14 protein-coding genes are annotated in these 13,033 nt (G+C 40.3%); 12 read left to right on the forward strand and 2 right to left on the reverse strand.

All coding sequences use genetic code 11. The features are described 5' to 3' along the window. Window positions 1-116: 116 nt before the first annotated feature. Both FAY30_RS27100 and FAY30_RS05925 read right to left on the reverse strand, forming a co-directional pair. Window positions 117-257, reverse strand: a complete 141-nt coding sequence (locus FAY30_RS27100) for a hypothetical protein (protein ID WP_190284833.1) — start codon at window positions 255-257, stop codon at window positions 117-119. Window positions 258-344: 87 nt separating this feature from the next. Continuing rightward, complete coding sequence (locus tag FAY30_RS05925; RefSeq protein ID WP_149869014.1) at window positions 345-719, reverse strand: DUF1360 domain-containing protein; 375 nt, start codon at window positions 717-719, stop codon at window positions 345-347. 107 nt (window positions 720-826) lie between these two features. On the opposite strand from FAY30_RS05925, the gene safA reads away from it, so the two are divergent. The 12 genes from safA (at window position 827) to FAY30_RS05985 (ending at window position 13,024) form a co-directional block, all read left to right on the forward strand. Then, window positions 827-1,438, forward strand: a complete 612-nt coding sequence (safA, locus tag FAY30_RS05930) for a SafA/ExsA family spore coat assembly protein (protein ID WP_149869015.1) — start codon at window positions 827-829, stop codon at window positions 1,436-1,438. Window positions 1,439-1,586: 148 nt separating this feature from the next. After that, window positions 1,587-1,934, forward strand: a complete 348-nt coding sequence (locus FAY30_RS05935; RefSeq protein WP_149869016.1) for a lmo0954 family membrane protein — start codon at window positions 1,587-1,589, stop codon at window positions 1,932-1,934. An 18-nt stretch (window positions 1,935-1,952) separates the two neighbouring features. Next, complete coding sequence (locus FAY30_RS05940) at window positions 1,953-2,597, forward strand: PspA/IM30 family protein (protein WP_149869017.1); 645 nt, start codon at window positions 1,953-1,955, stop codon at window positions 2,595-2,597. 122 nt (window positions 2,598-2,719) lie between these two features. After that, window positions 2,720-3,466: a cell wall-active antibiotics response protein LiaF gene (liaF, locus tag FAY30_RS05945; RefSeq protein ID WP_149869018.1), complete on the forward strand. Its 747-nt coding sequence runs from the start codon at window positions 2,720-2,722 to the stop codon at window positions 3,464-3,466. Beyond that, complete coding sequence (locus FAY30_RS05950) at window positions 3,463-4,512, forward strand: sensor histidine kinase (protein ID WP_149869019.1); 1,050 nt, start codon at window positions 3,463-3,465, stop codon at window positions 4,510-4,512. The genes liaF and FAY30_RS05950 overlap by 4 nt, the downstream gene beginning before the upstream one ends. Next, on the forward strand, window positions 4,505-5,137 hold the full coding sequence (locus tag FAY30_RS05955) for a response regulator transcription factor (protein WP_149869020.1): 633 nt from the start codon (window positions 4,505-4,507) through the stop codon (window positions 5,135-5,137). Before FAY30_RS05950 ends, FAY30_RS05955 begins: the two co-directional genes overlap by 8 nt. Before the next feature lie 126 nt (window positions 5,138-5,263). Beyond that, a complete protein-coding gene (efeO, locus tag FAY30_RS05960; RefSeq protein ID WP_149869021.1) occupies window positions 5,264-6,112 on the forward strand; it encodes an iron uptake system protein EfeO in 849 nt (282 codons plus the stop codon). Continuing rightward, window positions 6,113-7,402, forward strand: a complete 1,290-nt coding sequence (efeB, locus tag FAY30_RS05965; protein ID WP_149869022.1) for an iron uptake transporter deferrochelatase/peroxidase subunit — start codon at window positions 6,113-6,115, stop codon at window positions 7,400-7,402. Window positions 7,403-7,433: 31 nt separating this feature from the next. Then, the gene (locus FAY30_RS05970) at window positions 7,434-9,200 is read left to right on the forward strand and encodes an FTR1 family iron permease (protein ID WP_149869023.1); all 1,767 of its coding nucleotides are present in this window, start codon (window positions 7,434-7,436) and stop codon (window positions 9,198-9,200) included. Window positions 9,201-9,305: 105 nt separating this feature from the next. Further along, window positions 9,306-10,640, forward strand: coding sequence for an oligosaccharide flippase family protein (locus FAY30_RS05975; protein ID WP_149869024.1), 1,335 nt, complete (start codon window positions 9,306-9,308; stop codon window positions 10,638-10,640). Between the two features lie 89 nt (window positions 10,641-10,729). Further along, window positions 10,730-11,239 carry an RNA polymerase sigma factor gene (locus FAY30_RS05980; RefSeq protein ID WP_149869025.1) on the forward strand — a complete coding sequence of 170 codons (510 nt, stop codon included), beginning with the start codon at window positions 10,730-10,732 and terminating at the stop codon, window positions 11,237-11,239. A 51-nt stretch (window positions 11,240-11,290) separates the two neighbouring features. Beyond that, entirely contained in the window at window positions 11,291-13,024 is a 1,734-nt protein-coding gene (locus FAY30_RS05985; protein WP_149869026.1) for an aromatic amino acid hydroxylase, read from the forward strand. The last annotated feature ends 9 nt before the right edge of the window (window positions 13,025-13,033 follow it).

Here is a 13,033-nt window from a genome sequence, read left to right on the forward strand (position 1 = left end):
CTTTAAAATAATCTCTTGTTTAATTTTTCCCAAAATGAAAAATAAATGTCATGTTGGAAAAATATTAGGTTCAGTTACAAATAAAAGAACCCTCATTCAGGGTTCCGGGTAAAAACTTATTCAATGTCGTTATTAATATTATCTATTCGAACAGCGTCCTCTGAATCAAGCGTTTCTCTTAAGAAATGAAAAATTACCCAGGCCGCACAACCAAGACAAATTAGAAAACCAAGCGTAATGGTCCACAAAAGAGTCATTATTCATCCCCCTTTTTAAGCTTATCGATTATTTAAGCTTTCTAAAGGTATATGCAGCAGGGGGACTCATTTTGCCTATTATTGCATTTAGTCTTTTTTCTTTAATTCCGAATAATAATCTACTTTCTTAATATTGACGCCGACAAAGGTTTCAATAATTGATTGGCCGCCGGCAATTGAAAAAATCAATATAAATACGAATGTAACCCTTGGGAAAAGCAAATACGCCCCGCCCACAAAAATGGCACTCCACACACCGGCACACCAATAGCATTTCAACAGATAACCAAACATGGAGGCAGGTACTTCCTTCGTTTTAGGACCCTCATCTGTTTCAACTTGGACCTTTTTCATAAAAGGTCTGCGGATAAATTCAGTGATTTTATCAAATACGATTAAATGGGTTAGACGGTAACTTGCTAAAATTAACATAATATAGGTCATCCAAGAAATATCTCTCACATTTTGAGCCTCCGAAACCTTAGCTAATGAACAGCTGAATAATATTTTTTCTTCTTTGTATATTTTGAGCCTGAAATCAAGATTCTATATTCGGAGGAGGCGAAAAAATGAAAAAATCATTTTGGTTTAGTTTTCTGTTCTTACTATCTCTTTTCTGTATCCCGAGTGTGTCTTTTGCCCAACAAATTTACACTGTTCAGCCAGGGGACTCACTTTGGAAAATTGCCGTTAGGTATCAAGTCGGAATTACGGAAATTATTCAAGCAAACCCGCAATTTAAAAATCCGAACTTGATCTACCCGGGTCAAAAGGTAACCATTCCTGATTTAGGCGGTGTGAAATCGATTGAAAGTCAGGTCATTTCGTTAACCAATCAAGAGCGGGCCAAAAATGGACTGAAGCCAATGGTGGCAGATTGGGAGCTTTCGAGGGTAGCCCGCTATAAAGCGATGGACATGAGGGATAAGAATTATTTTTCCCATACTAGCCCAACCTATGGCAGTCCGTTTGATATGATTAAAAACTTTGGTATTTCCTACCGTTCAGCAGCAGAAAATATTGCCGCTGGCCAAACCACGCCACAGGCAGTGGTGCAGTCCTGGATGAATAGTTCAGGTCATCGAGCGAATATATTAAGCTCCAACACCCGTATTGGCGTCGGTTACGCTGCGGGTGGATCCTATCGACATTACTGGGTCCAGATGTTTATATCAAAATAATGCGACGGGTCAGTCTTTTAAGCATGGTGCTTATAGGGCTGACCCTTTCTACGTCTTAGGACCGATATAAAAATCAAGCTCTAGCGCAATTATGAAAAGCGATGGAAAAAGGTAAGATGAAATCAAGAAAAGAAAGGAGTGAAACAAAATGAAAAAATTTGGTTTACTGATGGCTGGAGGGATTGCAGCGGTCATCTTGCTCTCAACAATTGGTCCAATGGTGGGGTTACTTGTTAGCCTAGTGCTCCTGTACTTCATCTTCAAACAGTTTATTAAAACGGAATCCACTGGAGGGAAGATTGGTCTTGGGGTCATCGGCTTCATTGTCCTAATGGCCTCTATCCATAACGCCCCAGCCATCATTGGTGTAGCAGCAGCTTATGTTCTCTACCTTGTTTATAAAAAGTGGAATGAGAACAAAAATACAAGAATCAAAGAAGAATCCGATCCATTTGTCAATTTTGAAAAACAATGGAATGAGTTAAACAAATATTAAAAAAGGGAGAGATTTATCATGACCAACTTATTTTCAAGAATTAAAAACACCATTACCGCAGATTTACACGAGGCTCTTGATCAAAAGGAAAAGAAAAATCCAATTGCCTTGCTTAATCAATATCTTCGCCAATGTGAGCTGGAAACAGAAAAGGTAAGAAAGCTTTTGGAAAGACAATATGCATTGAAGGATGAATTTACAAGAGAATACCATCAGGCAATGGAGTTAGCCGAAAAAAGAAAGTATCAGGCAGATGTAGCTTCTAAAGCAGGGGAAACAGAGCTTTATCAATTTGCTGCAGCAGAGCATCAGCAATATGCGGATCGTGCCAGCCGTTTAAGTGCATCTCTTGAACAAACAAAGGAGCAGCTAGGGGATTTAGAAAGAAAGTATGAAGAAATGAAGCACAAACTAAAAGACATGAACCTAAGACGGATGGAATTGATGGGCCGAGAAAATGTAACTCGGGCAAATCTCCGGATTAACCAGGTGCTTGATTCAAATTCTTACTCAGATAAATCCTTCTCAAAATTTAAGGATATTGAAAACTATCTGGACCGTTTAGAGCATCAAGTGAACAGCTCTTTCTACCGCAATACCATTGATTCAAGAATTGCCGAATTAGAAAAAGAAATGAAATTGGAAGAAAGCAAGTCCATTTAATATCAAATATGGTATGCTAATAGAAAAGTGGAGGCGTCCTGTTGGCGTACGGGAGCTAAACAGTAAAAAGGCGTAGATGTACGCCTTTTTACTAATAGAAAAATAAAAAGGGAGGGTGGCCAATGTTTAAAAATACAAAAAATGATTATGTTGGATGGCTGGTGATCATCGGTATTGTCATTCTGCTTCTAGAGATTTTATTTTTTAACAGAGGGCTGATATTCTCTCTTTTTATATCTGGCGGTATGATTTATCTAGGTCGAAAAAGAGCTGGCAAAAGATTAGGGAAACTTCTATTTATCGGCGGTATTATCTTTTTTGTTCTGAGTATCGTCAATATGATGACGTTTAAATTTTTATTATTAGCTATTTTACTGCACTTCTTTATTCAATTTTTAAATGCTAAAAAACAGCCAAAAAAGATTTCCCCAGATGTTGTCAAACCAGAAGCTAAACCAGAGGCTTTGCAGCAAGAAGAAACCATGATTAAATCGGAGCCGTTGTTTAGCAATGTTTTTATCGGGCAGCAAAAAACTCCTGAAGGTGTTTATGACTGGAAAGATGTCAACATTCAAGCCGGAATTGGCGATACGATTATTGATCTCAGCTACACGATGCTGCCAAAAGGGGAAACGGTCATCTTTATCCGAAATATTATTGGGAATATCCAAATCCTTGTTCCATATGAAATTGATGTAAGTATCCATCATTCTTCTGTAATAGGTTCGACTAACGTTTTAGGCAATTATGAATCAAAGTTGTTCAATCAAATGTTCCAGCTAAAAACGCCTGGCTATGATCAGTCCGAGCAAAAGGTGAAAATTTTTACATCGCTTGTTGTGGGGAATTTAGAGGTGAGCCGGATATGAGTACAACTGGACGTCAAATTGTCTGGAGTGTCGGTTTTTCCTTTCTTATCGCAATTATCATCGGAGCTGTTTTTATTTTTGTGTTCCCATTAAACAACTGGTCGGAATTATGGAGCAAAAATTTCATGGATATTCCGATTGTCATTTTTGTTCCTGCATTTAGTATTGCCCTAGGAATTCTTATAGGCGGGGCGCAGGGCCTTTTTTGGCGAAAACAATTTCTCTCGATTGAACATTCTTTGCATCAATTAGATGAAGGAAGACAATTGGAAGTAAAAGAGAAGGCCTCGGTAACGGAAATGCAAATGATTGCTGAGCGAATTGAAAAAATTGGGAAACAAATGTCTGAGCAGGCAAAGCTTTCTCAACGGTTAGCAACTGAAAAGGTTGAAGACCAAGAGGCAAGAATTCAGGAGATAATTGAGCAGGAACGAAATCGTCTTGCCCGAGAGCTCCATGATTCTGTAAGCCAGCAATTATTTGCTGCGTCGATGATGATGTCAGCCATTAATGAAACAAAGGGGCAGTCAGAAAATGACCGTGAAGCTAAGCAATTGAAGCTGGTAGAGGAAATGATTCACCAATCACAGCTGGAAATGAGGGCGCTGCTTTTACACTTGCGTCCAGTTGCCTTAAAGAATAAATCACTGCAAGAAGGAATAGAGGAACTTCTAATCGAATTATCTCAAAAGGTAACAATGGATATAAAATGGAAGGTAGAGGATTTTCCTTTACATAAAGGGGTAGAGGACCACCTCTTCCGAATTCTGCAAGAGTCTGTTTCGAACACCTTAAGGCATTCAAAAGCTAGTAAGTTCGAGGTTCTGATGGTCAAACGAGATGATCTTGTCATCTTACGGATAGTTGATGATGGAATTGGTTTTGAAGTAAACGAAATGAAAGCGGGTTCCTATGGGATGCAAAATATGCACGAGCGCGCTGTTGAAGTGGGCGGGACATTAAAAGTAATTAGTGTGAAGGGTAAAGGAACAAGGCTGGAAGTGAAGGTCCCAGTGATGACTAATGGAGATGGTGCCAATGATTAGAGTAGTGTTTGTAGACGACCATGAAATGGTAAGAATCGGGGTTTCCTCCTATTTATCGGCGCAGCCGGATATTGAAGTGGTTGGCGAGGCGGATGATGGAAAAAAGGGTGTAGAGCTCGCTTTAGAACTTCGCCCAGATATCATTTTAATGGATTTGGTCATGAAAGAAATGGATGGAATTGAAGCGACAAGACAAATCATTGAACAATGGCCTGAGGCAAAGGTCATTATCGTGACGAGCTTTTTGGACGATGAAAAGGTATATCCTGCGCTGGAGGCGGGGGCCACTAGTTATATGTTGAAAACCTCGAAAGCTGGGGAAATTGCGAATGCTGTCCGGGCTACATATCATGGACAATCTGTCCTCGAACCAGAAGTAACCGGAAAAATGATGGTGAAAATGCGCCAGAAGAATACGCATCTGCTCCATGAAGATTTAACAAGCCGTGAACTGGAAATATTACTATTAATGGCCGAAGGCAAAACCAATCAGGACATTGCTGATGAATTATTTATCGCCTTAAAAACCGTCAAAACCCATGTCAGCAATATCTTAAGCAAGCTCAACGTCCAAGACCGTACTCAAGCGGTAATCTATGCATTTAAGCATTCGTTAATTAAGTAAGACCTGCCAATTTATTTGGAAGGTCTTTTTTTTTTGAAAAATAATTGAAAATTATTCTCAATTGCTGTTATTATAGTTAATGAAAATGATTATCATTATTAACCTAATTGGGGGAACTAAGTCCATATGAACCTACTAAAAGTATCAGGATTATTACTATTATCTAGCAGTCTTTTATTCGGATGTTCAAATACAGACAAATCTGCATCCACTGAAAACGTGAAAGAAACAAAGAATACGTCATCAGAAGCCCTCAAAGGGGTAACAGATGAATACCGTAAATATGCAATAGGCGAAATTGAGGAGTTTGTAAAAGCGACAGAAGCATTTACAACTGCGGTGAAAAATGGCGAAATCGATAAAGCAAAAGCGCTTTATGGACCGGCGCGGATGCACTATGAGCGTGCTGAACCCATCGCAGAAGTGTTTGGTGATCTAGATCCGAAAATTGATGCCCGTGAAGGAGATGTCCCTGAGGCAGAATGGGGCGGATACCATCGGATCGAAAAAGGACTGTGGGTAGAAAACACAACAAAGGGCTATGAACAATATGCAGACCAATTGATGAAAGATGTTAATCTGTTAAGAGCTAAAGTCGATACAGTTGAAGTGACACCCGATTTATTAATTACTGGGGCAGTCGATCTTTTAAACGAAGTTTCCACATCTAAAGTAACCGGTGAAGAAGACCGGTATTCCCATACCGATTTATATGATTTTGCGGCGAACGTAGAGGGTGCGGAAAAGATCTATCAACTGCTAAGTCAGGAATTAAAGAAAAAAGATGAAGAGCTTTCTAAGGAAATTCAAACACGTTTTGACGAGATTTATAGTTTATTGAACCAGCAGAAAAATGGTGAAGGCTATAAGCTTTATACGGAATTGACAGAAGCACAAGTTAAAGGGCTAAGCCAAGCGATCGATGCACTTGCAGAACCACTTTCTCAAATAGGTATGGTGACGGAGGCGTCTTAATTGAAGAAAAACACAAACAGCTTAGATGCATTAAATGAAAAGAAGGTTTCAAGAAGAGATATTCTGAAGACAGCTGGAATCGGCGGTGTCGGGGTAATCCTTGGTGCCTCCGGACTCGGTGGAGTCCTCTCAATCAATGAAAGCAAAGCATCAAGCCATGAAACAAAAGGTGAAATCGTGCCGTTTTATGGCAAACATCAAGGTGGTATTACCACCAAAACACAGAATCATGTTTATTTCGTTTCATTAGATATTTCAACATCGAAGCGAGGAGAATTAGTAAAGCTTTTCAAGGATTGGACAACAGCGGCGGCCCTGTTAACTGAAGGAAAGCCTGTTGGAGAACTTGAGAGTAATGAGTTTCTTCCGCCGAAAGATACGGGTGAAGCAGCGGGCTTATCACCCTCCAGTTTAACCATTACCTTTGGTGTTGGCCCTAGTTTGTTTGTAAAGGACAACCAAGACAGGTTTGGACTAAAGCACAAACAGCCAAAGGAATTAGTCGATCTTCCGAAATTCCCGCTCGATGCCTTGGAGGAGTCATGGGCTGGCGGGGATCTTTGTATCCAAGCCTGTGCCGATGATTTACAGGTGGCGTTCCATGCAGTTAGAAACCTCATTCGAATCGCCAGAGGTAAAGCAACATTGCGGTGGGTACAATCAGGCTTCCAGCGAACCAAACAGTCGGATCCGAAAAATGAAACACCAAGGAATCTCTTTGGCTTCAAGGATGGAACGGTTAATCCAGATGTAAATAGTGAAAATCAATTAAACAATCATGTATGGGTCCAGCCGGGAGATGGTCCTGATTGGCTCGTTAATGGCAGCTATCTCGTAGTCCGCCGGATCCAAATGTTTATCGAGGTGTGGGATCGGACCAATTTAAGGGAACAGGAAAACACATTTGGCCGCTACCGTGAAAGCGGAGCACCGCTTGGACAAAAAGATGAATTTGAAACATTAGATTTGGAAAAGAAAAATGAACAAGGTCAATATAGCATCCCTGTTGATTCACATACCCGGCTGTCACATGGAGACGGCTCTGAGAAGATCCTGCGCCGGGCCTATTCCTACTCTGATGGAATGGATGTGAAGACAGGCAGTTTTGATGCTGGGTTGCTATTCCTTTGTTTCCAGCGTGCACCAAGTAAACAATTTATCCCCATCCAAAATCGATTAGCGAAGATGGATAAATTAAATGAATATATATCCCACCGGGGAAGCGCCATTTTTGCTTGTTTACCGGGAACAAAACAGGGTGGATTTATAGGAGAGACACTTTTTAACTAATGGTTTCCCTTTTTACAGAGGAGAGATATGAATGCAACGATTAATCATGAAATGGAGACCCTTACTGCTACTTTCCATGCTGATTGTTTTTTTTCAAATAGCACAACCTGTTGTAGCGGCAGAAAATCATGATGAATTATTTGTCCTGATTGGCGATAGCTTAATGAAAGCCAAAGATGGCGAGCAGGCGATTGTGGCGAAAAACATGGAGCAATTTGCAGCCGAATGGAAAGTAATAAAGAAAGCTGACAGCAACGGGGCCAAGAAGGTGGATCAAGAATTAAAAGAGCTTCAAGGTTTACTAGCTAAAGGCACGGTGAAAAATGAGGAACTTTCAAAAAGCCTTTCGTCCCTTTCAAGTGCAGTTGTGCTGTATGAGGAGGAACAAAATCCTCGAGATAAAGAAAAAGCAAACGAACAGGTGAAACAGTTACTGCCACTTATAAACAATCTACAAGCGTCAATAGAAAAAGAAGATATTACCGCCCTAAAAGGCCATTACCAAAAATTAATGGATGAATGGACGGCATCAGAAAAAATTGTCCATGACGAGAGCATTGCCGCATATGGGAATATTGAAAAATACACGGCTCTGATTCGAATTGCAATTACCCAGGAGCCCGCTGATTTGGTAAAGGCGAAGCAAAATGCGGAATTATTAAAAGCTGAGGTAGAAAACTTTTTAGCGGGAAAAACTTCTAAAGCACCCGAAGGAAATTATTCGCTGACAGATGTGTCACACCTTTTAAGCCAAGCAGAAAAACAAATTTCTGAAAAGGATTATCAAGGTGCCAGCAGCCAATTAAACGAACTCCTTACTATCTGGCCAATGGTGGAAGGGGATGTTTCCACCAAAGATAACAAGTTATATAGCGATATTGAAACACAGATTCCTACTGCTATCAGTATTCTAAATTCAAAAAAAGTAAAATCCGAAAGGGCATCGGCTATCGTGCAGGAACTAAACACTCGCCTAGCACCGTTAATGAGCAAGACTAATTATTCTTTCTGGGATGCAGCCCTTATTTTATTACGTGAGGGATTAGAAGGATTATTAGTTGTTGCTACGTTAATTGCCTTTTTGAAAAAAATGGGGGAAACCTCCAAGCAAAAGTGGATTTGGACTGGTGTGATTGCAGGGATATTGGCCAGTGCCGTTCTTGCAGTTATCATTAACATCGTTTTTTCAGAAATTGTGGCCGCTTCAAGCCGGGAATATATCGAAGGAATAACAGGAGTGGTAGCGGTTGTGATGATGCTGACAGTCGGTGCATGGCTTCATAATAAATCTAGCATCGGAAACTGGAACAAATACATTAATCAGCAAATGCAGCAAGCCATTGCCAAGGGAAGCCTTCTTTCCTTCAGCTTCATTAGCTTTCTCTCTGTTTTTCGTGAAGGCGCTGAGACCATCATCTTTTATACCGGAATTACCCCGTATATTAGTTTAGCACAGCTTACGGCTGGAGTTGTTTTAGCCATTGGTATTTTAGTAATAGCAGGCTTTCTTATTATTAAATACAGTGTGAAGATTCCAATCCGCTTGTTTTTTAAAGCGGCGACTCTGTTAATTTACTTCTTGGCCTTTAAGATTTTAGGAATTAGCATCCATGCCCTGCAGATTTCGAATGTTCTGCCAACGTCAACGGTTGAAAACTTTCCGTTTATTGACTGGATTGGCTTGTATCCAACATGGGAAACAACCATTAGTCAATTAAGTTTACTGGCTGTGATCGTCTTTCTGACATTTTTAGTTAAAAAAAATACCGATAAACAAATGATTACTACTAATGCTTAATGAGGGCCGTCAAGGTCCTTTTTTTCATGCTTAAAAAAATCTCCTACTATTCAGGGAACTTGTCTCATAAGTTTAAATGAGATGAATAAAAGGGAGATTATAAAATTGGCTATTTACTATAAAGGAATATTCTTTTTAGCTGCTTCTGCTTTTTTAGGTGAAGGAATTGAAGTCCTGGTGAATATGATTCTTGCGCGAGAGCTAGGGTCTCATGGATTAGGACTCTATATGTCGATTTTGCCATCGATCTTTTTAATTGTGCTGTTGTCCAGCTTTGAGCTGCAAGTATCGATTTCCAAATTTATTGCAGAAAGGGAAGAACGGTATCACAGAAATATCCTTCATCATTCCCTCACGATTACGATTGTGTTCACAAGCATTTTATTTCTAATAGCGGCGGCAGTTATCCCGTTTATTCCAGTATTTAATACCTATCATCCGTACGTGAGATGGCTGGTGATGATTCTCATACCAGTGATTGCTTTCACCTCTGTTGCAAGGGGATATTTTATGGGTGTGCAGCAGATGGGAAAAATAGCGGTCTCCAATTTTTTACGAAAAGTCATTCAGCTTGGCGCACTGTTTGTTCTGTTCCGCTTTCTTGCCTTTGATGCGGAATCGTCGTTGTTAATTGCCATTGGTACTTTGATTGGCAGCGAGATTGTTGTGTTTCTTTATTTAATTTACATGTTTATTATCCAATTTCAGCAGCTGAAACGGCAGCCGTTTTCAAATATTAATAAAAAGATCGTTCGGAAAAATTTAATGGCAGTATCGATTCCAACTACTGGTCTGCGTTTGTTTTCCGCCTTTACAAATGCGATTCAACCATTCGTGATTAAGGCGGCGCTCATACGCTCGGGAATGACCGACACACTTGCGACAGAGCAGTTTGGGATGCTCATGGGTGTGGCGGTTTCAATCGGATTCTTCCCGGCCTTTATTGCTCACTCATTAATGATTGTCTTAATCCCGGCTGTGTCGAAAACCTATTCACAAAAAGATTATTCTACTTTACAAAAGATGTTGCAGCAGGTGATGATGTTGACACTTGTGTATGGAATTGTGGCTGTGACAATTTTCTACTTTTTTGCGCCGCAATTAACTTCACTATTTTTTAAATCAAATACATCTGCGATCTTTCTCCAGCTGCTTTGGCCGTTTTTCTTATTTCACTTTTTTATCATGCCGCTGCAGGCCTTTTTGATTGGCCTCGATATGATTAAGGAGGCATTTATCCATATTATTTGGTCGATTATTATCACGTTTGCACTCATACTGTGGCTCGGGTCCTCGCCGGAATGGCAAATGAATGGGATTATTATTGGAATGAACACGGGCTCTGTTTTGTTGGCCATGATGCATTATTTAACCGTATGTAAGAAAATCGGTGTTTCCATTTTCATGAAGGGGGTTATCCCAGAGACAAGTGAGCGGTAGAAAATTTTTCCGTAAGTGTAGGGGGAAAAGCTGTCCTATCCGTCTATTGAATAGTAGATGATTTTGCCTATGGAAAGGACTTAAGAGAAATGAATGCATTTGAGGATTTAGTCAATGAATATGGAACAGCCATTTTTAACTATATTTTTTCATTAGTGAAACATAAAGAATTAGCAGAGGATCTATATCAGGAGGTATTACTCTCTGCATATCTAGCATATCCTTCCATAAAGGAGCAATCTAAATACAAAAGCTGGCTGTTTACAATCGCGATTAATAAATGCCGTGATTACTGGCGGAAAGAAAATAAGTCGAAGCAATTTTGGAAGGAAGAGGTCTATACCTACTCTGCCACTGCCTCGAGCGAACCAGCATCCATGCCTGAAGACGAACTCTTACATAAAATTTCTGCTGAACAGATGGCTGAAAAGGTAAGGACGTTACCGGATATTTACCGGAACCCTATCTATCTCTATTACTATCAGGATTTAACTCTTTTAGAAATAGCCAAGAAAAGTAATTTGCCCATGTCTACTGTCAAAACGAGAATGAGAAGGGCAAAGGAACGATTGCGACCGAAAATGCTCTCGCTTGCCTGAGGCTTCATAGCAATTTTAAAAAAATATTCTTTGAAAAGGGGAAGGGTTAAGATGACTGGACAAGGTAAAAAGAAAATACCTGTGCATTTACAGCCATATATTTCAAAGCAATATTATCATCGTTATACACCTATTGAACATGCGGTTTGGCGCTTTGTCATGAAACAAAATCATTATTTTTTAAAGGATATTGCCCATCCCGCCTACGTCAATGGGTTAAAGGATTCGGGCATCAAGACTGAATCGATTCCTAAGGTAGATGACATGAATGAAAGCCTGGAAAAGGTGGGCTGGGGCGCAGTTACAATTGACGGCCTCATTCCCGGTTCGGCTTTCTATGGCTTTTTAGCAAATGAAATTCTCCCGATTGCAACAGAAATACGGAACATCCAAAATATTGCCTATACCCCTGCACCTGATATGATTCACGAAGCAGCAGGACACGCACCTATTCTATTGGATGAATGGTATCGCGAGTTTGTGAGGAGAATTGGCGAAATGGGTGCCAAGGCACTCTCCAGTAAAGAGAAGCTGGAGGTTTTTATGGCGGTTCGCCATTTAACAATTGTCGCAGAAGATCCTAACTCGACCCCTGAGCAGGTAAAAGAAGCAGAAATGCAGGTTGCAGAAGCGAGAATGAAAGTAAAGGGGTTATCAGAAGCAGATCAGGTTTCAAGGCTATTTTGGTGGACCGTTGAATATGGGCTAATTGGAGAACTCGACAATCCTAAAATATATGGGGCAGGCCTGCTTTCGTCAGTGGGGGAAAGCCAGAGCTGCCTAAAAGACGATGTACGAAAAATCCCTTTTTCGATTGAAGAATGCACAAAGACCCCATATGATGTGACCAAGCCGCAGCCGCAGTTATTTGTTTGTAAAACCTTTGATGATTTAGTTGCTGCCGTTGATCAATTTGCTGAGACGATGGCGTTTCGTAAAGGTGGAACAGAAAGCCTTGAGCAGGCATTGGAAACAGAAAGTGTCGCGACGATGGTTTTTTCTTCTGGTTTGCAAGTAACCGGTACGCTCGATAAGATATTGAAGGATAAAAGCGGGGAAGCGGTTTATTTCCGGACAAAGGGGCCAACCGCATTATCGATCAACAATCAGCAGTTGGACGGTCACGGGAAAGAAACGCACCGTAAAGGCTTTGGGACACCCATTGGCTGTTTGAAAGGTGATATTGTCTTAGAAGAGTGTTCGGAGGAAAAATTACGAGTGTTAGGGATCATAGAAAAAAAGACGGCTAAATTAAAATTCCAAAGTGGGGTAAAAGTAAAGGGTACTGTAAAAAGTATATTGTTTGCCGATGGGAAGCCCTCCTTAATTTCGTTTAATGATTGTAAAGTGACCTATAAGGATCAGGTTCTGTTTGAAAAATCCTGGGGGACATTTGATATGGCAGTAGGGGCAAGAATAACATCTGTCTTTGCGGGTGCAGCTGACCCTAATCATTATTTTGAAGTACCATCAATCGAAGTAACAGAGGAAATCGTGGAGCCGCAGGTTTGGAATGAAATAGAATCCTTATATAATGAAATTAGGGGCTTACGTGAGAATTCTAGTTGGGATGATGAAAGAGTAACGAAGGTCTTAGCTATTTTAGATGATCACTATCCTAAGGAATGGTTATTGAGGCTCGAACTATTAGAACTCTATAAAATGCACGATGAAGCCCATCCTCAGATTGCCATTATTGAAGAAAAACTGCAGACTGCACACTGGGATGAGTCAGTTAAACAAATGATTCAACGCGGATTGACCTTAATTCATAACAGCAAATAGGAAAAGGAG

The organism is Bacillus sp. S3 (assembly GCF_005154805.1).
GTDB lineage: Bacteria > Bacillota > Bacilli > Bacillales > Cytobacillaceae > Neobacillus.

What these genes read in the sequence shown, in the direction of transcription:
- FAY30_RS05940 (WP_149869017.1), top strand. Translation starts at nt 1,953, where the DNA reads ATGACCAACTTATTTTCAAGAATTAAAAACACCATTACCGCAGATTTA.
- FAY30_RS27100 (WP_190284833.1), bottom strand. Translation starts at nt 257, where the DNA reads ATGACTCTTTTGTGGACCATTACGCTTGGTTTTCTAATTTGTCTTGGT.
- efeO (WP_149869021.1), top strand. Translation starts at nt 5,264, where the DNA reads ATGAACCTACTAAAAGTATCAGGATTATTACTATTATCTAGCAGTCTT.
- FAY30_RS05955 (WP_149869020.1), top strand. Translation starts at nt 4,505, where the DNA reads ATGATTAGAGTAGTGTTTGTAGACGACCATGAAATGGTAAGAATCGGG.
- FAY30_RS05985 (WP_149869026.1), top strand. Translation starts at nt 11,291, where the DNA reads ATGACTGGACAAGGTAAAAAGAAAATACCTGTGCATTTACAGCCATAT.
- FAY30_RS05970 (WP_149869023.1), top strand. Translation starts at nt 7,434, where the DNA reads ATGCAACGATTAATCATGAAATGGAGACCCTTACTGCTACTTTCCATG.
- liaF (WP_149869018.1), top strand. Translation starts at nt 2,720, where the DNA reads ATGTTTAAAAATACAAAAAATGATTATGTTGGATGGCTGGTGATCATC.
- FAY30_RS05935 (WP_149869016.1), top strand. Translation starts at nt 1,587, where the DNA reads ATGAAAAAATTTGGTTTACTGATGGCTGGAGGGATTGCAGCGGTCATC.
- safA (WP_149869015.1), top strand. Translation starts at nt 827, where the DNA reads ATGAAAAAATCATTTTGGTTTAGTTTTCTGTTCTTACTATCTCTTTTC.
- FAY30_RS05980 (WP_149869025.1), top strand. Translation starts at nt 10,730, where the DNA reads ATGAATGCATTTGAGGATTTAGTCAATGAATATGGAACAGCCATTTTT.
- FAY30_RS05950 (WP_149869019.1), top strand. Translation starts at nt 3,463, where the DNA reads ATGAGTACAACTGGACGTCAAATTGTCTGGAGTGTCGGTTTTTCCTTT.